Origin of the sequence: Dankookia sp. GCM10030260 (assembly GCF_042666655.1) — a bacterium.
In the GTDB taxonomy this organism is placed as follows: domain Bacteria; phylum Pseudomonadota; class Alphaproteobacteria; order Acetobacterales; family Acetobacteraceae; genus Paracraurococcus.
This window is the reverse complement of sequence record NZ_JBHTDE010000002.1, coordinates 156,268-179,381: the sequence shown is the minus strand read 5'-3', so window position 1 is coordinate 179,381 and position 23,114 is coordinate 156,268. Positions and strand designations below refer to the sequence as shown.

At 70.8% G+C, this 23,114-nt stretch carries 24 protein-coding genes; 11 read left to right on the top strand and 13 right to left on the bottom strand.

Translation table 11 applies throughout. The features are described from left to right. Positions 1–13 precede the first annotated feature (13 nt). Positions 14–139: a hypothetical protein gene (locus tag ACFQS7_RS07210; protein ID WP_380066362.1), complete on the top strand. Its 126-nt coding sequence runs from the start codon at positions 14–16 to the stop codon at positions 137–139. Positions 140–213: 74 nt separating this feature from the next. Here ACFQS7_RS07210 and ACFQS7_RS07205 read toward each other — a convergent pair whose 3' ends face one another. The 6 genes from ACFQS7_RS07205 to ACFQS7_RS07180 all read right to left on the bottom strand — a co-directional run bounded on the left by ACFQS7_RS07205 (position 214) and on the right by ACFQS7_RS07180 (position 6,616). Continuing rightward, entirely contained in the window at positions 214–1,164 is a 951-nt protein-coding gene (locus ACFQS7_RS07205; RefSeq protein WP_380066361.1) for an ABC transporter substrate-binding protein, read from the bottom strand. Beyond that, on the bottom strand, positions 1,161–3,299 hold the full coding sequence (locus tag ACFQS7_RS07200; protein ID WP_380066360.1) for a molybdopterin cofactor-binding domain-containing protein: 2,139 nt from the start codon (positions 3,297–3,299) through the stop codon (positions 1,161–1,163). Before ACFQS7_RS07200 ends, ACFQS7_RS07205 begins: the two co-directional genes overlap by 4 nt. Beyond that, positions 3,296–3,796 carry a (2Fe-2S)-binding protein gene (locus tag ACFQS7_RS07195; protein ID WP_380066359.1) on the bottom strand — a complete coding sequence of 167 codons (501 nt, stop codon included), beginning with the start codon at positions 3,794–3,796 and terminating at the stop codon, positions 3,296–3,298. The genes ACFQS7_RS07200 and ACFQS7_RS07195 overlap by 4 nt, the downstream gene beginning before the upstream one ends. Before the next feature lie 80 nt (positions 3,797–3,876). After that, the gene (locus ACFQS7_RS07190; RefSeq protein WP_380066358.1) at positions 3,877–4,839 is read right to left on the bottom strand and encodes a tripartite tricarboxylate transporter substrate binding protein; all 963 of its coding nucleotides are present in this window, start codon (positions 4,837–4,839) and stop codon (positions 3,877–3,879) included. A gap of 192 nt (positions 4,840–5,031) precedes the next feature. Then, positions 5,032–5,814: a fumarylacetoacetate hydrolase family protein gene (locus ACFQS7_RS07185; RefSeq protein ID WP_380066357.1), complete on the bottom strand. Its 783-nt coding sequence runs from the start codon at positions 5,812–5,814 to the stop codon at positions 5,032–5,034. 67 nt (positions 5,815–5,881) lie between these two features. Further along, complete coding sequence (locus ACFQS7_RS07180) at positions 5,882–6,616, bottom strand: peptidase (RefSeq protein ID WP_380066356.1); 735 nt, start codon at positions 6,614–6,616, stop codon at positions 5,882–5,884. A gap of 153 nt (positions 6,617–6,769) precedes the next feature. Here ACFQS7_RS07180 and nhaA point away from each other — a divergent pair, with 153 nt between their 5' ends. Continuing rightward, a complete protein-coding gene (gene nhaA / locus ACFQS7_RS07175; protein WP_380066355.1) occupies positions 6,770–7,975 on the top strand; it encodes a Na+/H+ antiporter NhaA in 1,206 nt (401 codons plus the stop codon). A gap of 105 nt (positions 7,976–8,080) precedes the next feature. Here nhaA and ACFQS7_RS07170 read toward each other — a convergent pair whose 3' ends face one another. Next, on the bottom strand, positions 8,081–9,019 hold the full coding sequence (locus ACFQS7_RS07170; protein WP_380066354.1) for an alpha-E domain-containing protein: 939 nt from the start codon (positions 9,017–9,019) through the stop codon (positions 8,081–8,083). Beyond that, positions 9,019–10,467, bottom strand: coding sequence for a circularly permuted type 2 ATP-grasp protein (locus ACFQS7_RS07165; RefSeq protein WP_380066353.1), 1,449 nt, complete (start codon positions 10,465–10,467; stop codon positions 9,019–9,021). The genes ACFQS7_RS07170 and ACFQS7_RS07165 overlap by 1 nt, the downstream gene beginning before the upstream one ends. A gap of 257 nt (positions 10,468–10,724) precedes the next feature. On the opposite strand from ACFQS7_RS07165, the gene ACFQS7_RS07160 reads away from it, so the two are divergent. The 3 genes from ACFQS7_RS07160 to ACFQS7_RS07150 all read left to right on the top strand — a co-directional run bounded on the left by ACFQS7_RS07160 (position 10,725) and on the right by ACFQS7_RS07150 (position 13,833). Further along, entirely contained in the window at positions 10,725–12,374 is a 1,650-nt protein-coding gene (locus ACFQS7_RS07160; RefSeq protein ID WP_380066352.1) for a thiamine pyrophosphate-binding protein, read from the top strand. Then, the gene (locus ACFQS7_RS07155) at positions 12,371–12,988 is read left to right on the top strand and encodes a pyridoxamine 5'-phosphate oxidase family protein (protein WP_380066351.1); all 618 of its coding nucleotides are present in this window, start codon (positions 12,371–12,373) and stop codon (positions 12,986–12,988) included. Before ACFQS7_RS07160 ends, ACFQS7_RS07155 begins: the two co-directional genes overlap by 4 nt. A gap of 74 nt (positions 12,989–13,062) precedes the next feature. Next, complete coding sequence (locus ACFQS7_RS07150) at positions 13,063–13,833, top strand: DUF3750 domain-containing protein (protein WP_380066350.1); 771 nt, start codon at positions 13,063–13,065, stop codon at positions 13,831–13,833. Positions 13,834–13,977: 144 nt separating this feature from the next. Here the strand turns inward: ACFQS7_RS07150 and ACFQS7_RS07145 are convergent, their stop codons facing one another. Continuing rightward, the gene (locus tag ACFQS7_RS07145; protein WP_380066349.1) at positions 13,978–15,387 is read right to left on the bottom strand and encodes an amidase; all 1,410 of its coding nucleotides are present in this window, start codon (positions 15,385–15,387) and stop codon (positions 13,978–13,980) included. Further along, a complete protein-coding gene (locus tag ACFQS7_RS07140; protein WP_380066348.1) occupies positions 15,384–15,596 on the bottom strand; it encodes a hypothetical protein in 213 nt (70 codons plus the stop codon). The genes ACFQS7_RS07145 and ACFQS7_RS07140 overlap by 4 nt, the downstream gene beginning before the upstream one ends. Before the next feature lie 147 nt (positions 15,597–15,743). On the opposite strand from ACFQS7_RS07140, the gene ACFQS7_RS07135 reads away from it, so the two are divergent. Beyond that, the gene (locus tag ACFQS7_RS07135; protein WP_380066347.1) at positions 15,744–15,959 is read left to right on the top strand and encodes a PsiF family protein; all 216 of its coding nucleotides are present in this window, start codon (positions 15,744–15,746) and stop codon (positions 15,957–15,959) included. A gap of 82 nt (positions 15,960–16,041) precedes the next feature. Here the strand turns inward: ACFQS7_RS07135 and ACFQS7_RS07130 are convergent, their stop codons facing one another. Genes ACFQS7_RS07130 through def form a run of 3 tightly spaced genes read right to left on the bottom strand, consistent with a single transcriptional unit; the run spans position 16,042 to position 19,136 of the window. Further along, complete coding sequence (locus tag ACFQS7_RS07130; protein WP_380066346.1) at positions 16,042–17,994, bottom strand: AsmA family protein; 1,953 nt, start codon at positions 17,992–17,994, stop codon at positions 16,042–16,044. 51 nt (positions 17,995–18,045) lie between these two features. Then, on the bottom strand, positions 18,046–18,636 hold the full coding sequence (locus tag ACFQS7_RS07125; RefSeq protein ID WP_380066345.1) for a COQ9 family protein: 591 nt from the start codon (positions 18,634–18,636) through the stop codon (positions 18,046–18,048). After that, entirely contained in the window at positions 18,633–19,136 is a 504-nt protein-coding gene (def, locus tag ACFQS7_RS07120) for a peptide deformylase (protein WP_380066344.1), read from the bottom strand. The genes ACFQS7_RS07125 and def overlap by 4 nt, the downstream gene beginning before the upstream one ends. Before the next feature lie 220 nt (positions 19,137–19,356). Between def and rpsU the strand changes: the two genes are divergently transcribed. The 5 genes from rpsU to ACFQS7_RS07095 all read left to right on the top strand — a co-directional run bounded on the left by rpsU (position 19,357) and on the right by ACFQS7_RS07095 (position 23,114). Then, positions 19,357–19,560 carry a 30S ribosomal protein S21 gene (rpsU, locus tag ACFQS7_RS07115; protein ID WP_007006360.1) on the top strand — a complete coding sequence of 68 codons (204 nt, stop codon included), beginning with the start codon at positions 19,357–19,359 and terminating at the stop codon, positions 19,558–19,560. Between the two features lie 191 nt (positions 19,561–19,751). After that, positions 19,752–20,363, top strand: a complete 612-nt coding sequence (locus ACFQS7_RS07110) for a glutathione S-transferase N-terminal domain-containing protein (protein ID WP_380066343.1) — start codon at positions 19,752–19,754, stop codon at positions 20,361–20,363. Between the two features lie 104 nt (positions 20,364–20,467). Then, complete coding sequence (locus ACFQS7_RS07105) at positions 20,468–21,334, top strand: MBL fold metallo-hydrolase (RefSeq protein WP_380066342.1); 867 nt, start codon at positions 20,468–20,470, stop codon at positions 21,332–21,334. Between the two features lie 21 nt (positions 21,335–21,355). Next, positions 21,356–21,904: a carboxymuconolactone decarboxylase family protein gene (locus ACFQS7_RS07100; RefSeq protein ID WP_380066341.1), complete on the top strand. Its 549-nt coding sequence runs from the start codon at positions 21,356–21,358 to the stop codon at positions 21,902–21,904. Positions 21,905–21,923: 19 nt separating this feature from the next. Next, entirely contained in the window at positions 21,924–23,114 is a 1,191-nt protein-coding gene (locus ACFQS7_RS07095; RefSeq protein ID WP_380066340.1) for a pyridoxal-phosphate-dependent aminotransferase family protein, read from the top strand.

The following is a 23,114-nucleotide window of genomic DNA, read 5'->3' as shown; positions in this document are numbered from 1 at the left end:
CGCTGCATCCGGCGTGATCCGATTTTTCGTCCTCGTGGCGGCGCTGGCCCTGACCGCCTGCGGCCCCTTGCAGCCGGCCAGCGGCCCGCCGGTCTACAACACCGGCGGCGGCACGCGCAGCAGCAATAGCGGTGCCTGACCTGTTCGGCGGTCAAGACCGGTTGGGCAGGAAACGGCGCTTCCCTCCCCGCCGGCCTGGCCGCGGCGCGCCGTTCAGCCCGGCTCGGCCAGCGCGCTGGGGTGGAACAGGGACTCGGGCTGGATCGCCTCGGCGGCGAGGCCATCCGCAACGGCATAGCGGATCATCGCCGCCACCTCGTCACGGTTCCGGGCGAAGCCATAGGGCCAGGGATCGCCGCCCATCACCGCCGCCTGTTCCTCGTAGGCCGCGGCGATCCAGGGCAGCGAGACGCGCAGCACGTTGACCATCTGCAACTCCGCCAGCGACAGCGCCTTCGCGCGGCACGCCGCGCGGTGCAGTTCCAGCGGCAGCCAGGGATGCGCGGCGGCGATGTCCTTGCGGACGGCGAGGCAGTGCATGATCGGGAAGAAGCCGCTGGCCTTGTGCCAGGCCATCTCCTCCGCCCGGTAGTCGGAGTAGAGCCGGGCGACCGGAGCGCGGCCGAGGCAGGCGGGCGGGCGCGGCGCGATCAGCGCGTCGATCTCGCCGGCCTCCAGCGCCGCTTCCAGGTCGCGGCCGAGCGGACGCACGTCGAAGCCGTCCGGCAAGGTGATCGCCACCCGCTCGCCGCCGGTGCGCCAGGCGATGCCGCGCGTGTCGACGCCGTAGTGTTCGCGCAGGATGCCGCGCACCCAAAGTGCGGCGGTCTGCTGGTATTCCGGCAGGCCGATGGTGCGGCCGGCGAGGTCGGCCGCCGCGGTGATGCCGCGATCGGTGCGGACATAGATGGCGGAATGCCGGAAGGCGCGGGACAGGAAGACGGGGATGCCGACATAGGGGCTGTCGCCACGCGCGGTGGTGACGATGTGCGAGCCCATGGAAAGCTCGCTGACATCGAAGGCGCGGTCGCGCAGCGCCCGGCGGAAGATGTCCTCCGGCTCGCCGGGCAGGAAGGTGATGTCGCAGCCGGGGACGGTGACGCGGCCGTCGATCAGCGGGCGGGTGCGGTCGGTGGCGGCGCAGGCGAGTGTGAGCTTGATCATGGATCCGCTTTGGCAAGGTTGCTCGGCGTGAAGGGCAGCGCACGCGGACGGACGCCGAGCGCCTGGTGGATGCCGCCGGCGATCGCGGCGATGGTCGGCGCCATGCTGGCCTCGCCGGCGCCGAGGAAGGGCTGGTCGGGCCGGGCGATGATGTCGACCGCCACCTTCGGCACCTCGGAAAAGCGGAGGATCGGGAATTCCTCCCAGGAATCGCTCAGGATGCGGCGGCGGTCGAAGCGGACCTCCTCGCGCAGCGCAACGGATGTGCCGTGGATGGCGCCGCCTTCGAACTGGTTCACCACGCCGTCGGGATTGACCACTTCGCCCACATCGCCGGCGATCCAGAGCCGGCGGCAGTAGACCCGCTCCCGCGCCTCGACCTCGGCCACGACCGCGGCCCAGGCGCCGGTGTTCTTGTAGCGGGCGAAGCCCAGCCCCATGCCCCAGCCCTCCCGCCGCGACCGTTCGCGCCAGTTGGACATCGCCGCGACGCGCGCCAGCACGGCGACGGCGCGCGGGTCGTCGAGATGCCGCAGGCGGTATTCCAGCGGGTCGGTGCCGGCCAGCGCCGCGGCCTCGTCCAGCAGGCTCTCGATCGCCCAGACATTGATGGTGGCGCCGAGCCCGCGGAGCGCCGAGGTACGCACCGGCATCTCCAGCAGCCGCGTCGTCTCCACCTGCTTCGCCAGAAAGGCATAGAGCGGCACGCCGTTGCGTGGCGCCCCGCCGCCGGCCGCCATCGGCGGGTTGATGCTGGGCTTCACCGGGAACGGCTCGGCCAGCATCGCGGCCGAGAGCAGCGTCGGCTCCGGCGCCCGCCCAGGGCGGGAGGAATGGCCGTTGCTGATGATATGGCTGCGCCAGGCTGCGATGTTGCCGGCGGCGTCGAGGTCAGCCTCGACATCCACCAGCATGGCCGGTGAGAAGGGCGACCAGCCCACCTCCTCGGCGCGCGACCAGAGCATCCGCACCGGGATGCCGGGCACCGCACGGGCGGCGAGCACGGCATCCAGCGCCACGTCGTCGGCGCCGTTGTGGCCGTAGCAGCCGGCGCCTTCGCGGTGCTGGACGACGACCTTGTCGGGTGCGCAGCGCAGCGCCTTGGCCAGGTCGGCGCGCAGGTTGTAGGGCCCCTGGGTATGGGTCCAGACGGTGACCGTCTCGCCATCCCAGCGCGCCACGGCGCAGGACGGCGCGACCGAGGCATGCGCGAGATAGGGGCGGAAGAAGCTGCGCGACAGGGTGCGCGCGGCGGGCGCCGCGTTTCCCTCGCGGGCGACGTCGCTGCGCTCGCCGCGTGTCGCGGCATCGCGCAGCCAGTCGGCCAGCAACGCCTGCTCGGGCAGCGTGTCCCGTTCGTCCCAGCTGGCGCGGGCGGCGAGGCGCGCCGCGGCGGCCTCGGCATCCCATTCGGCGGTCGCCAGCACCGCGAGGAAGCTGCCGTCGCGCACCACCTGCGCATCGCCCGGCAGCGCGCCGTCACGCACCGCCACCAGCACCGCGCGGCGTGCCGGCGGCCGCACCATGCGCGCCTGCAGCATCCCCGGCAGCCGCAGGTCGTGCACATAGCGCGCCGCGCCGAAGACCTTGTCGGGCAGGTCGATGCGGGCGACCGAGGTGCCGGCGATGCGGCGCGCCGCGGCCGGCTTCGGCACCGCATCCGGCGTCGCTTCGCAGTCCAGCAGCGCCTGGTCGGCAAGCTCCCAATAGCTTCCGATCGGCCCGGCCGGGCCGTGGAAGATGCCGTCCTCGATGGTGATGCTCTCGACCGGCACGCCGGTGCGCTGCGCCACCACCTGGGTGAAGATCGCCCGCGCCGCGGCACAGGCATGGCGCAGGGCGCCGCCGCTGTCCTGGGTGGAGAGGCTGCCGCTGGTCACCGCTTCGTCCGGGCTGCCGGGCGCGGCGGCGGGCCGCGCGGTGACGCGGCAGAAATCGACGTCGAGTTCATCGGCGGCGATCTGGCTCAGCGTCGTCAGGATGCCCTGGCCGAGTTCCACCTTGCCAGGCGTGATGGTGACCCGGCCGTCGGCATGGAAGGCCAGCCACTGCGAGAGCCGGCGGTTGGCATGCAGGCTGCCCGGCAGCCGCGGCTTGCCGTCATCGACACGAAGCGCCGCACCGAAGCCGCTCATCGCCGCACCGTGCCGCCGGTGGCAGTCGCGGCTGGTGGCGCCCGCATCTCCCGCGCCGCGCGCTGCACCGCGCGGATGATCCGGTTGTGGCTGCCGCAGCGGCAGAGATGCGGCTCCAGCGCCGCGCGGATCGCGTCCTCCTCCGGCGCCCGATCACGCGCCAGCAGCGCCGCGGCGGAGACCAGGATGCCGGAGAGGCAATAGCCGCACTGCCCCGCCTGCTCCGCCAGGAAGGCGAGTTGCAGCGGGTGCGGCGCCTCGGGCGTTCCGAGCCCTTCCACCGTCTCCACCGCGCGCCCGGCGCAGGCCGCGGCCGCCAGGGTGCAGGCACAGGTCGGCACGCCGTCCAGCAGCACCATGCAGGACCCGCATTGTTCGCTGCCGCAGCCGAAGCGCGGGCTGGAAAGCCCGGCCGGGCCACGCAGCGCATGCAGCAGCGAGGCTTCGGGCGGCACGTCGAGCGCGACCGGCACGCCGTTCAGGCTGAACTCGACCATGCGTCCTCCCTTGTCTGGCGCGCAGGGTGGCCCTGCGGACGACGACCGCCAAGTAGTCGGTATGCCGTCGCCTCTCCCGCTCAGCCGACCTGGATCTTCGCCATGCGGATCCACTCCCGCTGGCGGTCGATGTCGCGCCGCAGGAAGGCGTCGAATTCGGCGACCGACATCGGCATCGGCGCGGCGCCGCCGCGCGCCATGGCCTCGCGCGCCGCGCCGGCCTCGAGGATGCGGCCGACCTCGGCATGCAGCCGGGCGACGACCGGGTCCGGCGTGCCGCGCGGCGCCATCAGGCCGAGCCAGATCGCCGCCTCATAGCCCGGCAGCGCATCCGCAACGACCGGCAATTCGGGCAGCAGCGGGCTGCGCCGGGTCCCCGTCGTGGCCAGGCCGACGACGCGGCCGGCACCGATCTGGTCCCGCATGGTCGGGACGGCGTCGAACATCATCGGCACCTGGCCGGCAAGCAGCGCGGTACGTGCGTCGTTCGAGCCGCGGAAGGGGATGTGGTTGAGCTGGATGCCGGCCATGCTGGCGAAGACCTCGCCGGCGATGTGGTAGGGCGTGCCGGGACCGGAGGAAGCGAAGTCGATCGTCCCCGGCGCGGCTTTCGCCTTGGCGATCAGCGCCGCCACCGAGGTCACGCCGAGCGAGGGATGCACCGCCAGCACATGGGTGGCGCTATTGATGGCGGCGACCGGCATGAGGTCGCGCATCAGCACATAGGGGCGCTGCGGCAACAGGGTCTCGTTCGCCGTATGGGTGTTCGACATCAGCAGCAGGGTGTGGCCATCGGGTGCCGCTTTGGCCGCCGCCTCGGTGCCGATGACGGCGCCGGCGCCGGGGCGGTTCTCGATCACCACCGGCTGGCCGAGCGCCTGGGACAGCGGTTCCGCCAGGAAGCGGGCGGCGACATCCGCCGAGCCGCCGAGGCCGAAAGGCACGATGATGCGGACCGGCCGGCTGGGCCAGGGCGCCTGGGCGGAGGCGGCACCCCGGAGCGCCAGCAGGAGGGGGAGGGCAAGGCTGTGCCGGCGGCGCATGCGATGGCTGTCCTGCTTGTCGTGGGAAAGAAAGTCTCATGCCGGGCTTCGCGCAAGGGGGAAGCGCCGGCACCACCCGCCGGTCGCAGCACGCGGTCGGTCGGACGACCGGGGATTCGCCGAGGCGATGCCGGCGGTGCCTGCGACGGCCGGCGCGTGGAAAGGAGCGGCGCGTCGCCGCCCTCCCCGGCCTCAGACGATCCGCACCGAGAGGTCCGGCAGCCCGGCGATCCGGCAGAGCAGCACGTCGCCGCGCACCACCGGCCCGACATTCTCCGGCGTGCCGGAATAGATGATGTCGCCCGGCTTCAGCTCGAAGGCCGCGGAAAGCTGGGCGATCTGCTCGGCCACCGACCAGATCATGTGCTCCAGCGTGGCGTTCTGCTTCACCGTGCCGTTCACCGCCAGCGAGATCGCGCCCTTGGTGAAATGCCCAACTTTCTCCGCCGGGTGGATCGGCCCGATCGGCGCGGAATTGTCGAAGCTCTTGCCGATCTCCCAGGGCTTCTTCTGGTCGCCCATGCCGCGCTGCAGGTCGCGCCGGGTCATGTCGAGCCCGACGGCATAGCCGTAGACGTGATCCAGCGCCTTCTCCATCGGGATGTCCCGCCCACCGGACTTCAGCGCCGCGACCAGCTCGACCTCGTAGTGGTAGTTCCTGGTCAGCGTCGGATAGGCATGGTCGGCGACGCTGCCGGGAGTGACGAACTGGATGGCGTCGGTCGGCTTCTGGAAGAAGAAGGGCGGCTCGCGGGTCGGGTCGGACCCCATCTCCCGCGCATGGGCGGCGTAATTGCGGCCGATGCAGTAGATGCGGCGGACCGGGAAGGCCTGCTCGCTGCCGGCGATTGGGATGGTGGTGGCGGGCACCGTGAAGATCGGCGCCTGCGTGGCGGTGGCGGCCAGCGCCGGCGTTGCCGACAGTGCGGCGCTGCCGGCAGCGGTGCGGCCGAGGCCGCGGCGGGTCATTCTCATGCGGTTGGGTCCTGGGCGCGTCCTGGTGGACGGATCATGCCCGTCCCTGGCCGCGAGGCAAGCCGGATCACGGCACCCAGTCGGGCCGCGGCATCTCCAGGTAGGCCTGGCGCAGCGCGGCGCTCCAGCCCTCCCGGATCATGCGGAAATAGGCGTCCTCCTCGGTGATCCGGCGGCGCAGCGTCACCGCAAAGACATCGGTGCGGTAGACCAGCAGGTCGACCGGCATCCCCACGGTCAGGTTGGACCGCAGCGTGCTGTCCATGCTGATCATCACCAGCTTGACGCCGTCGGCGATCGGCGTGTCGAAGGTCACCACGCGGTCGAGGATCGGCTTGCCGTACTTATGCTCGCCAATCTGCAGGAAGGGGGTGTCTGTCGTCGCCTCGATGAAATTGCCGGCGGCGTAGACCAGGAACAGCCGCGGCGGCTCGCCGGCGATCTGCCCTCCCAGCATCAGGGAGATGTCGAAGCGGACATCCTGCGCCTGCAGCGCCGCACCGTCCGCCTCGAAGACGTCGCGCACCGCCTGGCCGACCAGCTGCGCCGCGTGGAACATGTTGCGCACGGTACGCAGCGTGTGCCGCGCCCCGTCGAGCCGGACGCCCTCCTGCAGCCGGTTCCACACGGCCTGGGTGATCGCCAGGTTGCCGGCCGAGAGCATGGCCAGCACCCGCTCGCCCGCGACTTCCTCGACCTGCATCTTCGAGAAGACGGAGATGTTGTCGACGCCCGCGTTGGTGCGGGTGTCGGAGAGCAGGACCAGCCCCTCCCGCAGATAAAGTCCGACGCAATAGGTCATGCCGCCCGCTCCTGCTCGTCCACCGCGGGTATAGGGCATTCCGCGCCGGGGTACCTCCCGGTGCCTCATCCCATCCATCTGGTTCGCCGCCGATAGGGTTGCATCCCGCCGGGCTGCCAAGCGTTCGGCCCCGAACCTACGGAGATCTTCGGAATGCTCGATGGCAGCCTGCCAGGACCACGCCGCCCGCTATCGATGCTGCGCCACATGCTGGACAACGGGGCCGCCGGCGGCCTGGTGCTGATGAGTGCCGCCGCGCTGGCCCTGGCGCTGGCGAATTCGCCGCTGTCGGACGCCTATTTCGGCACGCTGGATGTGCATCTCGGCCCGCTCTCCGTCCAGCACTGGATCAATGACGGGCTAATGGCGATCTTCTTCCTGTTCGTCGGGCTGGAGATCAAGCGCGAATTCCTGGACGGCCAGCTTGCCAGCTGGAAACGCCGCGCCTTGCCCGGCATTGCGGCCGCGGGCGGCATGGCGGTGCCGGCGCTGATCTATGCCACCTTCAACTGGAATGACCCGGAAACGCTGCGCGGCTGGGCCATTCCCTCGGCCACCGACATTGCCTTCGCGCTCGGCGTGCTGTCGCTGCTGGGCGACAGGGTGCCGAGCTCGCTCAAGGTCTTCCTCGCGGCGCTGGCGATCATTGACGATCTCGGCGCCGTGCTGATCATCGCCGTCTTCTACAGCGGCGATATCGCGGTGCTGGAGCTTGGCCTCGCCGCAGCGGTCATCGCCGCCCTGGTGGCGATGAACCGGGCCGGCGTGCTGCGGTTGTGGCCGTATCTGCTGCTGGGGACGGTGCTCTGGGCGCTGGTGCTGCGCTCCGGCGTGCATGCCACCATCGCCGGCGTGGCGCTGGCGCTCACCATCCCGCTGCGGGCCGAGCCTGGCCGGCCGGACGACATGCAAGCCTCGCCGCTGCACCGGCTGGAACATGGGCTGCACAACTGGGTCGCATTCCTGATCGTGCCGGTATTCGGCCTGGCCAATGCCGGCCTGTCCTTCGCCGGGCTCACCACCGACGCGCTGCTCGACCACCTGACGCTCGGCGTGGCCCTCGGCCTGGTCTTCGGCAAGCTCGTCGGCGTCTTCGGCAGCGCGGCCCTGACCATCCGGTTCGGCCTGGCCGACCTGCCGATGGGCGCGGGCTGGTTTCAGATGGTGGGCATCGCTTTGCTCTGCGGGATCGGCTTCACCATGAGCCTCTTCATCGGGATGCTGGCCTTCGCCGAAGAGCCGCTGCTGCAGGACGAGGTGAAGGTGGGCATCCTGCTCGGCTCCCTGGTCGCCGGGCTTGCAGGATGGGGCGTGCTTCGGGTGGCCCCGCGCGAGGTGCCGGCGCCGCGGCGGAGGTAAGGGACGTCCTGGGGAGAAGGCAGCCTCCCCAGGTCCTTCATCTGCCTTCTGTGGTCGGCACTCGTCACGCGGCGAATGCCAACCCACACAAGGCAGGGGAGGAGTTCAAGGCTTGATGTAGAAGGCGTCGATCTCGGCGCCCAGCGCGGCGGTGCGGGTGATCATCCCGGTGAGGAAGCTGTGCAGCCCTTCCTCGAAGATGTCGTCGATCCGGCCGTAGCGCAGCTCCGCCTTGAGCAGCCCTGCCTGGCGGTGGCATTCGCCCATCCGGCTGCCCTGGCCGACCGCGATCGCCTCCAGCGTATCCGCCACCTCGGCGTAGCAGGCGGCCAGGCTGCGCGGCAATTCCGGCCGCAGGATCATCAGCTCGGCGATCCGCCGGGCGCTGAGCCTCTCGCGGTAGACCCACTGGTAGGACCGCAGCGCCGAGACCGAGCGCAACACCGCCTGCCACTGCACGTAATCCACCGCGCCTTCCTCGCCCGGATTGAAGAGCTCATGCTTCACGTCCAGCAGCCGGGCGGTGTTGTCGGCGCGTTCCAGCATGGTGCCGAGATGGACGAAGCGCCAGGGCTCGTTGCGCAGCATGGTGTCATGCGCCGCGCCATTGAACAGCGTCACGCGTTCCTGCACCCAACCGAGAAAGTTGGGCAGCTGCTCGCCTTCGGTCGCGTCGGGCGCCAGGTTGCGCAGGTGGTTCCAGCTGTCGTTCAGCGCTTCCCACATGTCGACGGTCAGCGCGGTGCGGATGGCGCGGGCATTGCGCCGCGCCGCCTCGAAGCAGGGCAGGATGCCGGAGGAATTATCCGGGTCGAAGACCAGCCAGTGCACCACGGATTCGGCGGTCGGCGCCTCGTACTTCTTGTAGAACCCCTCCTCGCCGCCGGAGGCGGTGAGCAGCGAGCGCCATTCGGCAACCTCGTCGCCCAGCCGGGCGGAGATCGCCGCCATGCGGGAAGCAACGCCCAGGCCGCGCGCCACGTTGCCGGCACGTTCGGTGTAGCGGGCGAGCCAGAAGAGGTTGTCGGCAGTCCGGCTGAGCATCAGGCGGACGCCGTCTGGGACTGGGATTGCGACTGGGCCGGCGCGCTGTCGGGGCCCTCGTCGTCGAGGATCCAGGTATCCTTGGTGCCGCCGCCCTGCGACGAATTCACCACCAGCGACCCATCCTTCAGCGCGACGCGGGTCAGCCCGCCGGGAACGATGCGGATCTCCTTGCCCGAGAGCACGAAGGGCCGCAGGTCCACGTGGCGCGGCGCGATCCCCTGCTCGACCACGGTCGGGCAGGTGGACAGCGCCAGCGTCGGCTGGGCGATGTAGTCGCCCGGCCTGGCCAGGATGCGGGCGCGGAATTCCTCGCACTCGCCCTTGGTCGCATGCGGGCCGATCAGCATGCCGTAGCCGCCGGAGCCCTTGGCCAGCTTCACCACGAGCTTGTCGATGTTCGACAGGACGTATTTGCGGTCCTCGTCGCGCTCGCAGAGGAAGGTGGGGACGTTGGCCAGCAGCGGCTCCTCGCCCAGGTAGAAGCGCACCATCTCGGGCACGTAGGGGTAGATCGCCTTGTCGTCGGCGATGCCGCCGCCGGGCGCATTGGCCAGGGCGACATTGCCGGCGCGATAGGCCTCCATCAGCCCGGGCACGCCGACCAGGCTGTCCTTGCGGAACACCGTGGGGTCGAGGAATTCGTCGTCGATCCGGCGGTAGATCACGTCCACCCGTTTCGCCCCGGCGGTGGTGCGCATGTACACCACCTTGTCATGGACAAAGAGGTCGGCGCCTTCCACCACTTCCACCCCCATCTCGTCGGCCAGGAAGCAGTGTTCGTAGTAGGCGCTGTTGTAGGGGCCCGGGGTCAGGATCGCGACCGTCGGATGAGCGCCGGCGCGGGCCGGGGCGACCGCCTTCAGCGTCTCCAGCAATTCTTCCGGGTAGCGGCCGACCGGCAGGATCTTGTGCCGGGCGCAGAGCTTCGGGAAGAGCCGCAGCATCGCCTCCCGGTTCTCCAGCATGTAGGAGACGCCGGACGGCGTGCGGCAATTGTCCTCCAGCACGTAGAACTCGTCCGGCCCGGTGCGCACCATGTCGATGCCGGAGATATGCGTGTAGACGCCGCCGGGCGGCACGATGCCGACCATTTCCTGCCGGTAGCCCTCGTTCTCCAGCACCAGGGCGCTGGGGATCTTGCCGGCCTTCAGGATCTCCTGCTTGCCGTAGACGTCGGCCAGGAAGGCGTTCAGCGCCTGCACCCGCTGGCGCAGGCCGACCGAAAGCCGGTCCCACTCGGACCGGGCGATGATCCGCGGGATGATGTCGAAGGGGATCAACCGTTCCGGGTCGCCGCCTTCGCCGTAGACGGCGAAGGTGATGCCAATGCGGCGGAAAAGCAGTTCCGCCTCGTGGCGCTTGCGGTCGAGCAGCTCGCGCGGGGTCGCCCGCAGCCAGCGCTCGATCTCGGCATAAGCCGCACGGACCCCATCCTCGGCGCGCATCTCATCGAATGCGGCGGTCTTCGCTGGCGACACTCGGCTGCGGTCCCCTGTTGCTTGGTCCGTATCGGCTGAAAGCAGCACGGAGCATGCCCCGACCGCAAGCCGGCATGAGCAATGAATCGAGGCGAGGTGTTGTACCCTGCCCATTACCTGACCAAGCCCGCCTCGTCATGCGGCAAATGGCAGGCAAGCGGACGGGCTGGGCAGCCGCGGCAGCCGCCCTATGCTGGCCGCCAAGACGCGCAGGAGAAAACGGCATGACGCTGCCAGGGAAGGAGACCGGCACCCGGACGGGGGCGGAGGCGGTGGCCGAGGCATTGCGGGCGGCCGGCGCGCCGCGGCTCTATGGCGTGCCCGGCGGCGGGTCCAGCCTCGACCTGATCGAGGCCGCGGCGGCCCGCGGCATTCCCTTCGTCCTGGCCCGGCAGGAGACCGCCGCCATCATCATGGCGGCGACCGAGGCGGAATTGTCCGGCCGCCCCGGCGCCGTGCTGGTCACCCGCGGTCCCGGCGTCGGCAATGCGGCCAACGGCATGGCCCAGGCCTCGCTGGACCGGGCCCCGCTGCTGCTGCTCGCCGACGGTTTTTCGGGTGCCGAGCGCGCCTTCGCCAACCACCAGTTCTTCGATCACGCGGCCATGCTGGCGCCGGTGACCAAGGCCTCGGCCAAGGCTGTCGAGCCGGGCGGCGCGCCAGGTGCCATGGCGGCGACCCTGCTGGAGGCGTCGCTCGCCGCGCCACGTGGCCCGGTGCTGCTGGAACTCTCCGCCGCCGTGGCCCGCGGCCCGGCCGCGCCGCTGCCGGCGATTGCCCTGGCAGTGCCGGACCGGGTGCCGGCAGGGCCGGCGGTGGACGCCGCCCGGGCGCTGCTGCAGGGCGCCCACCGCCCGGTGCTGGTCGCCGGGCTGGAAGCCAACGAACCCGCCGCCTGCGCCGCGCTGCGCGACCTGGCGGTGCGGCTAGGCTGCCCGGTGCTGGTCACGTACAAGGCCAAGGGCGCGCTGCCGGACGCCCATCCACTGTTCGGCGGCGTCTTCACCGGCGGCGAGGCCGAGGCGCCGCTGCTGCGCGAGGCGGACCTGATCATCCTCGCCGGCGCCGACCCGGTGGAATTCATCCCGCAGCCCTGGCGCTTCGCCGCGCCGGTGATCGACCTCGGCACCGCGCCGCGACCGCTGCACTATTGCGCGCCGGCGGCGGCGCTGTACGGACCGCTGGCACCGGCCCTGGCGGCGCTGTCGCAGAACGTGCCGCGTAGCGCCTGGGAAGGTTCGGCGATCGCCGCACACCGCGCCGCATGGCTGGCCTGCCTGGCCAATGCACCGGGCGGCAACCAGGGCCTCTCGCCGCAGGCGGTGGTGGAGATCGCCCAGGCGGAATGCCGCGCGGCGGGGCGCGACCCGCGCGTCTCGGTCGATGCCGGCGCGCATATGTTCCCCTGCACGACCTTCTGGCAGGCCGAGCGGCCGGGCGACCTGCTGATCTCGAACGGGCTGGCGACCATGGGCTTCGCCCTGCCCGCCGGCATCGCCGCGGCGCTGCATGATCCGCAGCGTGGCGCCTTGGCCTTCACCGGCGATGGTGGCCTGCTGATGGCACTGGGCGAGCTGGCGTCGGCGACCACGCTCGGCGTCAAGCTGACCGTGGTGGTATTCAACGACGCGACGCTCTCGCTGATCGACATCAAGAAGGGTGGCCGCGACCTGCCGGGCGGCGCGCTGGGCTGGCCGCAGGCGGATTTCGCCGGGATCATGCGCTCGCTCGGCGGCATCGGGCTGCGCGCGGCGGACGCGGCCGGCTACCGCGCCGCGCTGGTCGAGGCGCTGGCGGCGCCCGGCCCGGCTCTGGTCGATGTCCGGGTCGATCCCGGCAGCTACCCGGCGCAGATCAAGGCGTTGCGGGGGTGAGCGACCCTTTCGCCGTCACCACGCCGGCGCAGCTCGCCGCTGCCTACGAGGCGCCGCATCCGCGCTTCCTCGCCAAGGTGACGGACCGGCTGGAGGCGAAGTCCCGCGCCTTCATCGCCGCCTCGCCCTTCTGCATCCTGGCGACGGCGGGGCGGCACGGCCCGCATGCCACGCCGCGCGGCGACGCGCCCGGCTTCGTCGTGCCGCTGGACGAGCGGACGCTCGCTCTGCCTGACCGGCGCGGCAACAACCGGCTGGATGGGCTGCGCGACATCCTGGAGAACCCGGAGGTCGCTTTGCTCTTCCTGGTCCCCGGCGTGGGGGAGACGCTGCGGGTGCACGGCACCGCGCGGATCACCGCCGACCCGTCGCTGCGGGCGCGCTTCGCCGTGGACGGCAAGGACCCCGCGACGGTGCTGCTGGTCACGGTGCGCGAGGTCTATGCGCATTGCGCCAAGGCGCTCATGCGCTCGGGGCTATGGGCCGGGCGCGAAAGGCCGGCCGGCGTGCCGACCAACGGTGCGATGATCGCGGCGCATACCGCGGGCGGCCAGATCGATGCGGCGCAGTACGAGGCGGAGTACCAGGCGCGGATCAGGGCGCAGATGTACTGAGGCACCCGAATCGCCCCGCCCGGCCTGCAAGGCGGTGGCGCTGCGACGTGCCACGCCCAATATCAGGCGGGACCATGTCCTTCCTGAAATTCGCACTGCTCCTTTTCGTCTTCCTCTTCCTCCTGCCCCTGGGCGTCTCCGCCGCCCGCTATCGCTGGGAAGGCACCGGCGATGGCTGGTGGGCCGCCGACCGGTCCAGCGCCGGGCTGCTGCCACCCGCCGCGCAGCACGGCCCCGCCATCGTCCGCGTCTTCGCCGCGCGGACCGTCCGGTGGCGCGGCATCTTCGCGGTGCATTCCTGGATCGTCCTGAAACCCGAAGGCGCCGCGCGCTACACCCGTTACGACTACACCGCCTGGGGCGCGCCCATCCGCATGAACGGGTTCGAGCCGGATGGACGCTGGTTCGGCCAGGTGCCGGAGGTGATCTTCGCCGCCGACGGCGCGGCCGCCGCGGCTCTGATCCCGCAGATGCAGGCCGCCGTCGCCGGCTATGCCTGGCGCAACCAGGGCGACTACCGGCCCTGGCCGGGCCCCAACTCCAACACCTTCGTCGCCGCGGTGCTGGATGCGGCGCCTGGTATCCAGGCGGCACTGCCGCCGACCGCGATCGGCAAGGATTTCCCCTATGACGGCCGCTGGCTGCGGCCGACGCCCTCCGGCACCGGCCTACGCCTGACGCTCGGCGGCTATGCCGGGATGACGCTCGCCTGGGTCGAAGGGGTCGAGGTGAACCTGCTTGGCGCCGTGGCCGGCTTCGACCTGCGGCGGCCGGCGGTGAAGCTGCCCGGGCTCGGGCGGATCGGGCTGCCGGGGCGGGATGGGGTGGGGACGGCGACACCCTAGGAAGAAAAGGCTGGAGAGGAAGTATCCTCTCCAGGCCGCTGCTCTGTCTCTGTGGGTTGGCACCTGCCGCGCGGCGAATGCCAAGCCATCAAAAAGGAAGGGAGGGGTTTGGGGAGGGAATAGCTTTTCCCCCCCAATCTTGGCTTAAAGGACCGGCGCCTTGCGGTGCCAGTCGGTAACGCCTTGATAGGCATCCGCCGCGCGCAGCACGGTCGCCTCGGCGAAGGGTCGCCCGGCCAGTTGCAGGCCCACCGGCAGACCGCGGTCGTCGAAGCCGCAGGGGATGCTGATGGTCGGCAGGCCGAGATAGTTGAACGGCCGGGTATTGGCAGAGACCGCCATGAAGCGCGACCAGTTCGCCGGGTCGGCGTCGATGTCGGTCTCCGCCAGCGTCGGCACCCGGGTCCGCAGCGTCGGCGTCGCCACCAGGTCGTAGCCGGTCAGCGTCTCGGCGACGAATTGCCGCAGCAGGGGGCCACGGCGCGACAGTCCCTCGACATAAAGATGCGCCGGGATGGCATAGCCGCCGAACAGCCGCGACGACAGGTGGATGGAATAGTCGCCCGAATGCTCGCGCATCCAGTTGGCGTGGATCGCCGCGCCCTCCACCCGGCTGACCAGCGCGGTATAGGCCGAGATGGCCCGCAGGCTCGCCGCCTTGACCCAGGTAATCTCGGCGCCGGCCGCCTTCAGATCCGCCAGCGCCGCCTCGAAGGCGGCGGCCACCGGCGCATCGGCGCCGTCGAGGAAGTAGGTCTCGCAGACCGCGATCTTCATGCCCTTCACGCTGCCGGTCAGCGCCGCCTCGTAGTCCGGCACCGCCTCCGGCGCGCTGGTCGGGTCCTTCGGGTCATGGCCGGCGATGACCTTGAGGAAGCGCGCCGCGTCGCGCGCCGTGCGCACCAGCGGACCGACATTGTCGGCCGAGAAGGACAGCGGCATGACCCCGGCGCGGGAGACCCGGGTCTGCGTCGCCTTCAGCCCGGTCACGCCACACAGCGTCGCCGGCAGCCGGATGGAGCCCCCCGTGTCGCTGCCCAGCGCCGCGGTGAAGAACCGCGCCGCGACCCCGGCGCCGGATCCCGAGGACGATCCGCCGGTGCAATAGGCCAGGTTCCAGGGGTTGTGGCAGTCGCCGAAATGCGCGTTGTGGCCGGTCGGGTTTTGCGCGAACTCCGCCATGTTCAGCGTGCCCATGTCGATCGCCCCGGCGGCGTCGAGTCGCTGCAGCACGGTCGCGGTGATCTTCGGCACGAAGTCCTTCCGGATCTTCGAGCCGCAGGTGCTCACCTTTCCGGCACGGTAGTACATGTCCTTGTGCATCATCGGCGCGCCGGCGAGCGGGCCGGGTGTCGCACCGGCGGTGCGCGCCTTGTCCTGCGCCACGGCGGCGGCCAGCGCCGCGTCGCGGTCGAGCCGGATCACCGAGTTGACCTTGGCATCCTGCGCCTCGATGCGGGCGAGGCTGGCCAGCACCATGGCTTCCGCCGTCACCTCGCCACGGGCGAAGGCATCTGCGGACTCGGTCATCGACAGCGTGGTGAGGTCGCTCACTGGCCCGCCTCCCTGCAGTCGCGCAGCGCGGCTTCGAAGCTGCTCGGCTCGTCCTCGAAAGCCATGGTGCCGCGCAGCGCTTCCAGTTCGGCGATCAGTGCGGCGTGGTCGGCTAGGCCGTGGCGGGCCGCGGGATTGGGGACGGAGACGCCGCTCCAGCGGCGGATCGCCTCCATCGTCGGCACGACGAGTTCGGGTTCGGTCGGCATGGCATCCCCCTGCATCCATGGCACCGTCCGGCGGTGCCTTCGAGCGAAAGGTTAGCAAGCCGCATGCCCAACCGCGCCCAAACGCCAAGGTTGAACCGAATCGATGTGGCAAACTATTTTGTCTACATCGCTTCAGGAGAACTCAGGATGCGTCGCCTCGTCCTCTCCCTCGCCCTGCTCGTCACCGGCACCCTCCCGACCTTGGGCGCCGAGCCCAAGCCGAAGCGGGAACCCACCCCCGCGCAGCAGGCACAGCACGAGAAGATGCGCCAGTGCAACGCCACCGCAAAGGCGCGGGGCCTGCATGCCGACCCACGCAAGGCCTTCATGAAGGAATGCCTGGCCAAGCAGACTGCCGGGTAGGCGCGGGTCGGGCCGAAGGGGGGCGGCGCAGGCGCAGGGCGCCGGACGGGGGTCCGCCGCCCCCCCTTGCATGCACCCGTGGTCAGCGCGCCCCACGCCCCTCCCGCCCGTTGCGGCCCGCTTCGGTCAACCGCTCGCACTGGCTGTTCTCGCCGACGCCGAGCTGGATGGTCGGCAACAGCGCCAGCGGCGCGAACAGCACGCCGAGCCCGACCGCGGCGCCGGCCCGGGCGCCCAGTTCCGCGACGTCGGGGGCGATCGCGGGCGACTTGAAGCTGCCGGTGATGCCGATGCTGGTGGGTAGCGAGCCGATGCTGAAATTCTTGCTGTCGGTCCGCAGCCGCAGGTCCAGCACCTCCTTGCCCAGTCCCGCGATGCCGCTGCCGGTGATGACATGGCTCTCGGTATCCAGCAGCAGGGTACGGACGGACAAGGCGCCCTGCCGCAGGGCGAAATCGCCGATCAGGCATTCGATCTGCGTTCGTTCCGGCACCCCCAGCGCCGAGAGCAGCGCCTTGCCGAATTGCAGGCCCGAAAGATCCGCCAGCAGCGCGCTGAGGTTGCCACCTACCGAGACCACCGTCAGCGCGCCATTGCCGTTGCCGAGCATCTCCGACACGGACCGGCCGGTCGTCTCGATCCGCCCGACCCCGCCCAGGCTGCCCGCCCCGCCGGCGCCGGCCGCCTGCATGAGGCGGGAGATGTCGACGCGGCGCAACTCGATATCCGCCTTGGCCCGCAGCGTGCCGTTCTCCTGTGGGGTCAGGGTCGCATCGGCGAAGAGCTCGCCACGGCCGACCTTGAAGGTGACAGGATGCAGCCGGATCACCCCGTCGACGATGTCGAGCACCATCTCCATCCCATCGAATGGGATGCCCTGGCCGCGGATGCTGTCGGCCCGGTAGCGGACATGGATATCGGCCGCTTGCAGCCGCGGGATGCTGATCGGCGTGGTCGGGAAAAGCCGCGGGCTGGCCGCGGCGCGGGCGATCTCCCGGCGCTGCTCGGCGGTCTGGCCGGGGGTGCCGGCACGCCCAGGCGTGCCGCCGACCACGCCGCCCAGGTCGGCCAGGTCGACCCGCTTCGAATGCAGGTCGGCGGTGAAGTCGGTCCGAGCGCCGGTCGAGACGGTATAGGCGCCGGCGATGTCGCTGTTGCCCACCCGGCCCTCGACATCGGTGAAGCGGAAACGGCCGGCGGCATAGTCCAGCCGCCCGCTGGCGCGGAAGGGCGGGGTGGGGGAAAACGGCACGCCGGTCAGCGGGGTCAGCCGCGCCATGTCGGGCGTCTGCACCTCCAGCCGCAGATTGGCGCCAGCCAGCTTGACCGGGTCCCGCAGCGTGCCCTTGAGGCTGACGCGGGTCGGGCCGTTGGCCAGTTGCAGGTCGACCGGCCAAGGCCGTTCGGCTTCGCGCAGGTTCAACACCGCGCCGCCTCGGAAGCGGGCATCGATCGGCTGGGCAGCGTAGGTGCCCTTCGCCTCGGCTAGCAGGGCGGGCTCCTCTCCGGGCAGGTCCTCGGTGTTCAGGTCGACGGCGAAGTCGGCCTTCAGCCCGGCAAGGCCGGCATGCACCTTGCCCCCGCGGATGCGCAGCGCGCCGATCTGCGGGCCGTCGCCATCGGCCTCCTCCCCGGCCGGGCCGGCAACGTCGAAGGCATAATTGGTGCTGCCATCGGCGCGGCTGATCAGTTCCACCTGCGGCTGATCCAGCCTGACCGCGGGGATCACCACCGCGCCGCGCAGCAACGGTGCCAGCGCCACATCGACCTCAGCCCGCGGCAGATGGGCAAGGGGCGGGGCATCGCCGAAGTCCGGCGGATTGCCGACCCGCAGCCCCTCGGCCGTGACAGTGATGGTCCGGCCAAGCTTCACATGCAGGTGTTGCAGCGTCACCGGCCGGCCGAGCTTTACGGCGGCCTGCGCCTCGATGACCGGGATCAGCCAATCCCAGCGAAACAGCGCGAGAAACAGCACGAGCGCCGCCAAAGGCAGCCCCGCACCCAACCCCCAACGCCATGCCCGGCGACTCGCCATGGTTTCCCGCCCCGCTTTGTCCCGGTCCAAGCGCGCCAAGGACGCGAGGGTTCAGGCGGCGGCAGGCCGCTTCGGGCGACGCTTCTGCAACCGGGACAGGTCGGCCAGGCGGCGGTCGAGGAACTGCATGGCGCCGAAGATTGAGGGATCCTCGTCCCGCAGCCACCAGGCGATCGTGGTGGTATAGACGCCGGCCAGCGTCGCCCGGCGGGTATACCAGGAGAAATCCGCCGAAGTGTCGCCGGCGGCATGCCACATGGCGTCCACCGCGCCCGCCGTCGCGCAGACCCCGCGCGGCGCGTTCCAGGGCAGCGCCAGCAAGGCGAGCGCCCGGCGTAGCGCCGCCTTGTGCGGGGCCATGGCGATCAGCCGGAGCTCGACCACCCGGCGGATCCGGTGCGGCACGCGCAGCGCGGCGATGTCCTCGGCCGCGGCGGCGGCCTCCATCTCGCGGTTCAGCAGGTCGATCCAGGCCAGCACGGCGCCGACGGGACCGGTCGGGAAATGGCTCTCGGCCAGGGCCGGGTCCTCTCCGGCAGCGCGCAGGCCGGCGCGGATCGCCCCCCAGTTCCAGCCATCCCGCGCGGCGATCGGCAGGATCGCCCGGATGGTGCGGTCGCGGATCTCGGATCGCTCGGTCATCGGCCGGCGGTCCCGGCGGCGCGGGCCAGTTCCTCGGTAAAGCCGAACAATGCCAGGTCCTGCATGCGCATCGGGTACATCACTCCGTCCAGGTGGTCGGTCTCATGCTGCATGACCCGGGCGGTCATGCCTTCCGCCTCGCCCTCGACCGGGTTGCCCTCGGCGTCCAGGCCGCGGAAGCGGATGCGCTTCGGCCGGGTGACGCAGCCGCGCAGGCCAGGGATGGACAGGCATCCCTCCCAGGCACTCTCGACCTCCTCGCCCAATGGCTCCAGCACCGGGTTCATCAGCACGGAGACCCCGCTGGCGCCGCGCCAGACGAACAGCCGCAGCGGGACATGCACCTGCGGTGCCGCCAGGCCGATGCCGGAGGCGTCCTGCATGGTCTCGGCCATGTCGGCGACCAGCCGGCGGATCTCCGGATGGGTCGGGTCGTCGACCGGCTCGGCCTCCCGCAGCAGGACCGGGTGGCCCATGCGGGCGATCTTCAGGATGGGCATCGGGGGCCTCCACCGGCTGTCACTTGCCAGGGGAGCAGATAGGATGCCGCTTCGGGTCCGGCGAGGGCTTCCAGTCGGGGTTGGAACCATGCTAGACGGCGCGTCTCCGCAATTCGGTAGGGGGTACCGCGCGGGGTCCCGGATCATCGGGGCCTGCCGGAACCATCTGCCGCTTGCGGCCGTTTGCTTTTGTCCCAACAGCGATAGGAGGCTGGGCCGCGTGCAAGTCGTCGTCCGTGACAACAACATCGACCAGGCGCTGAAGGCGCTCAAGAAGAAGCTGCAGCGGGAGGGTGTGTTCCGCGAGATGAAGCTTCGTCGCCATTACGAGAAGCCGTCCGAGCGCCGGGCCCGCGAAGCCGCCGAGGCTGTCCGCCGCGCCCGCAAGGTCGAGCGCAAGCGCCTCGAGCGCGAGGGCTTCTAAGCCCATACCGCCCGCCGGTTCCCGGCGGGCACAGACCGACCGAAGCGGCCGCGGCACGGGGATGACCCGTGGACCGCGGCTTCGCTTTTTCGGGGCTTCATCGCCGTCCCGCGTCGGCGCATCCTTCGCATCGAAATGTGGGGGAAACAGACGATGCAGACGATCACGACCACCAGCGGCGGCGCCGCGCCATGATGCGGCTGCACTGGTCCTCCCGCTCCCCCTTCGTCCGCAAGGTCATGGTGGTGGCGCATGAGGTCGGGCAGGTCGGGCGGATCGAGCGCATCCCCACCGTGGTGGCACTGACCCGGCAGGACCCGGACGTGCTGGCGCGGAACCCGCTGGGCAAGATCCCCACCCTGCTGCTGGAGGACGGCGGCACGCTCTACGACTCGGTGGTGATCTGCGAATACCTCGACGGGCTGGGCGGCACGCCGCGGCTGTTCCCGGCCGCCGGCCCGGCGCGGATCGAGGCGCTGCGGCGGCAGGCGCTCGGCAACGGGGCGATGGATTTCCTGCTGCTCTGGCGCGGCGAGCTGGGCCGCGCCGCGCCCGACCCGCGAATCCTGGACGGTTTCGCCGCCAAGCAGGCGGCAGTCCTGGCGGCGCTGGAGGCCGAGGCCGCCGAGCTCGCGGCCGGGGCCTTCGACATCGGCCGGGTGGCGATCGGCTGCGCCCTCTCCTACCTCGATTTCCGCTGGCCGGAAGCCGGCTGGCGCGCGGCGCATCCGCGCCTGGCAGCCTGGCATGCCAGCTTCGCCGCACGGCCTTCGGTCCGCGCGACGGAGCATGTGGACGCCTGAGCGGCCCACGGCCGGTCGGCGGCAGGGCCGCTGCCCGCCGCCCCCGCTGGCTGGCCCACCACCCGCGCCGGGACTAGGCTTTGGCCCAACAGAGGAAACGCACCATGCAGACATTGCGGATCGGCGACGTCAGCATCACCAGCATCATCGAGCGCGACGGCCCCTGGCGCCGTCCGGCCGAGATGTTCCCGGCCTATGACGAGGCCGTCGGGGCGAAGCACCTGGCTACGCTCGATCCGGTGGTCTTCGACCCCGCCACCGGCCGGATGGTCATCACCTACCAGACCTTCGTGGTTCGCACCCCGAAGCACACCATCCTGGTCGACACCTGCACCGGCGAGGACAAGGGCTACCCGGCGCCGATGGATTTCCCGAAGCAACCCTGGCTGGACGGCTTCGCGGCGGAGGGGCTGCGCTTCGAGGATGTCACGCACGTCTTCTGCACCCATCTGCACATCGACCATTGCGGCTGGAACACCCGGCTGGTGAACGGCCGCTGGGTGCCGACCTTCCCGAAGGCCAAGTACATCTTCCACAAGCGCGAATACGCGGCCTGGGAGGAGGCGACGGCCCGCGGCACCAACCCGCCGGGCAATGTCTGGCGCTACAACTGCGAACCGGTGGTCGCCGCCGGTCAGGCGCTGCTGGTGGACGACGACTTCGCGCTCGACGACACCATCACCCTGCAGCCGACGCCCGGCCACGCGCCCTGCCATTGCTGCATCAACATCCGCTCGGGCGGCCAGCGCGCGGTGGTCACCGGCGACCTGATGCACCACGCGCTGCAGGTGCGGGAGCCGGATTGGTCCACCGTCTTCGACTGGGACCCGGCAATGGCCGCGGCGTCCCGCCGCAGATTCTTCGAGGAGGTCGCCGACACCGCGGCGGTGATGCTGCCGATCCACTTCCCCGGCGCCACCGCCGGCCGCATCACCGGCGGCGCCGCCGGCTTCGACTACAAGTTCCTGTAAGAGAACATCGGGAGACCGCCCATGGCCCGCCTGCCCTACCTGGAAAGATCCGACCTGAAGCCGGAAGACCAGGACTTGCTGAAGCGCGAGATCACCCTGCACAAGGCGCTGGTCAACAGCCCCGGCGCGGCGCGCGCCTTCAGCGGCCTCGGCCAGTACATCCGCTACGGCGCCAAGCTCGACCCGCGGCTGCGCGAGCTGGCGATCCTGCAGGTCGGCTGGCTGGCCCGCTCGCCCTATGAATGGTCGCACCACGTCAAGATTGGCTACGACTTCGGCGTCACCGACGAGGACATCGAGGCGATCAAGGCCGAGACGCGCGGCGAGGCGACGACGCTCGACCCGCTGGCGCGGCTGGTGCTGCGGGCGGCGCGGGAGGTCTTCGCCGGCCCCGGCATCGGCTACGAGACCTTCGCCGCGCTGCGCGCCGCGCTGGAGAACGACGCGATCGTCGACCTGACGGTGACTGCCAGCTTCTACTGCGCCGTGGTGCGCGTGCTGGCCTCGCTCGAGGTGGATGTCGAGGACAGCTACATGCCCTACCTGCGCAAGCACCCCTTCCCGGTTTGATCTCACAAAGGATTTCAGGATGACCGCCAGCGAGACCCCGCGGAAGCCCCGCGGCCGCCTGTTCTTCGCCAATCCCGGCCCGACCAACATCCCGGACAGCGTGCTGCTGGCGACTGCGCACCACACGGTGGACTTCGCCGACCCCGCCTTCGGCGAGGTCTACTGGGCCTGCATGGAGGGGCTGAAGCGCATCCTCAAGACCAGGCAGGAAGTCTTCCTCTATACCGGCTCGGGCCATGCCGCCTGGGAGGCCTGCCTGGCCAACCTGCTTTCGCCGGGCGACACCATCCTGGTGCTGGAGAGCGGCCATTTCTCGCAGTCCTGGGGCCGCATGGCGACCGACCTCGGCATCGAGGTGCAGACCGTGCCGGCCGACTGGCGCCGCGGCGTCGACATGGCGGCGGTGCAGGCGGCGCTCGCCGCCGATACCGGCCATGTCATCAAGGCCGTCGGCGTGGTGCATAACGAGACCTCGACCGGCATGATGATCCCGATCCCCGAGGTGCGCGCGGCGCTCGACGCCACCGGGCATCCGGCGCTGCTGCTGGCCGACACCATCTCGTCGCTCGGCAGCCTCGACTTCCGGATGGACGAATGGGGCGTCGATGCCGCGGTCGGCGGCAGCCAGAAGGGGCTGATGCTGCCGACCGGGCTCAGCTTCACCGGCGTCTCGCACAAGGCGCTGAAGGCGCACGAGTCCTCGACGTTGCCGAAGCACTACTTCAACTGGTCGGCCATGATGAAGCGGCCGCTGAAGAGCTTCCTCGGCACGGTGCCGACCAGCTTCTTCTTCGGCCTGCAGGAATCGCTGCGGCTGATGGAGCAGGAGGAAGGGCTGGAGAACGTCTTCGCCCGCCATACAAGGTTGGCGCGGGCGGTGCGGGCGGCGGTGCAGCACTGGTCGGGCAACAACGGCCCGCAGCTGTTCTGCACCACGCCGTCCCGCTACTCGGACAGCGTCACCGCGGTGCTGATGCCGGATGGCATCGACGGCGACGTCTTCCGCCGGGTGGCGATGCAGCGCTTCAACCTCTCGCTCGGCGGCGGGCTCGGGCCGCTGGCTGGCAAGGTCTTCCGCATCGGCCACCTGGGCGACCTGAACGAGCCGATGATCCTCGGCACGCTGGCGACGGTGGAGCTGGCGATGAAGGTCGCCGGCGTGCCGCATACCCCGGGCGGGGTGGATGCGGCGATCGCCGCGCTGGCCTGA

Excerpts from the sequence above, each read along its gene's own strand:
- ACFQS7_RS07205 (WP_380066361.1), bottom strand. The coding sequence starts at position 1,164 with ATGATCAAGCTCACACTCGCCTGCGCCGCCACCGACCGCACCCGCCCG.
- ACFQS7_RS07200 (WP_380066360.1), bottom strand. The coding sequence starts at position 3,299 with ATGAGCGGCTTCGGTGCGGCGCTTCGTGTCGATGACGGCAAGCCGCGG.
- ACFQS7_RS07195 (WP_380066359.1), bottom strand. The coding sequence starts at position 3,796 with ATGGTCGAGTTCAGCCTGAACGGCGTGCCGGTCGCGCTCGACGTGCCG.
- ACFQS7_RS07190 (WP_380066358.1), bottom strand. The coding sequence starts at position 4,839 with ATGCGCCGCCGGCACAGCCTTGCCCTCCCCCTCCTGCTGGCGCTCCGG.
- ACFQS7_RS07185 (WP_380066357.1), bottom strand. The coding sequence starts at position 5,814 with ATGAGAATGACCCGCCGCGGCCTCGGCCGCACCGCTGCCGGCAGCGCC.
- ACFQS7_RS07180 (WP_380066356.1), bottom strand. The coding sequence starts at position 6,616 with ATGACCTATTGCGTCGGACTTTATCTGCGGGAGGGGCTGGTCCTGCTC.
- nhaA (WP_380066355.1), top strand. The coding sequence starts at position 6,770 with ATGCTCGATGGCAGCCTGCCAGGACCACGCCGCCCGCTATCGATGCTG.
- ACFQS7_RS07170 (WP_380066354.1), bottom strand. The coding sequence starts at position 9,019 with ATGCTCAGCCGGACTGCCGACAACCTCTTCTGGCTCGCCCGCTACACC.
- ACFQS7_RS07165 (WP_380066353.1), bottom strand. The coding sequence starts at position 10,467 with ATGCGCGCCGAGGATGGGGTCCGTGCGGCTTATGCCGAGATCGAGCGC.
- ACFQS7_RS07160 (WP_380066352.1), top strand. The coding sequence starts at position 10,725 with ATGACGCTGCCAGGGAAGGAGACCGGCACCCGGACGGGGGCGGAGGCG.
- ACFQS7_RS07150 (WP_380066350.1), top strand. The coding sequence starts at position 13,063 with ATGTCCTTCCTGAAATTCGCACTGCTCCTTTTCGTCTTCCTCTTCCTC.
- ACFQS7_RS07140 (WP_380066348.1), bottom strand. The coding sequence starts at position 15,596 with ATGCCGACCGAACCCGAACTCGTCGTGCCGACGATGGAGGCGATCCGC.
- ACFQS7_RS07135 (WP_380066347.1), top strand. The coding sequence starts at position 15,744 with ATGCGTCGCCTCGTCCTCTCCCTCGCCCTGCTCGTCACCGGCACCCTC.
- ACFQS7_RS07130 (WP_380066346.1), bottom strand. The coding sequence starts at position 17,994 with ATGGCGAGTCGCCGGGCATGGCGTTGGGGGTTGGGTGCGGGGCTGCCT.
- ACFQS7_RS07125 (WP_380066345.1), bottom strand. The coding sequence starts at position 18,636 with ATGACCGAGCGATCCGAGATCCGCGACCGCACCATCCGGGCGATCCTG.
- def (WP_380066344.1), bottom strand. The coding sequence starts at position 19,136 with ATGCCCATCCTGAAGATCGCCCGCATGGGCCACCCGGTCCTGCTGCGG.
- ACFQS7_RS07110 (WP_380066343.1), top strand. The coding sequence starts at position 19,752 with ATGATGCGGCTGCACTGGTCCTCCCGCTCCCCCTTCGTCCGCAAGGTC.
- ACFQS7_RS07105 (WP_380066342.1), top strand. The coding sequence starts at position 20,468 with ATGCAGACATTGCGGATCGGCGACGTCAGCATCACCAGCATCATCGAG.
- ACFQS7_RS07100 (WP_380066341.1), top strand. The coding sequence starts at position 21,356 with ATGGCCCGCCTGCCCTACCTGGAAAGATCCGACCTGAAGCCGGAAGAC.
- ACFQS7_RS07095 (WP_380066340.1), top strand. The coding sequence starts at position 21,924 with ATGACCGCCAGCGAGACCCCGCGGAAGCCCCGCGGCCGCCTGTTCTTC.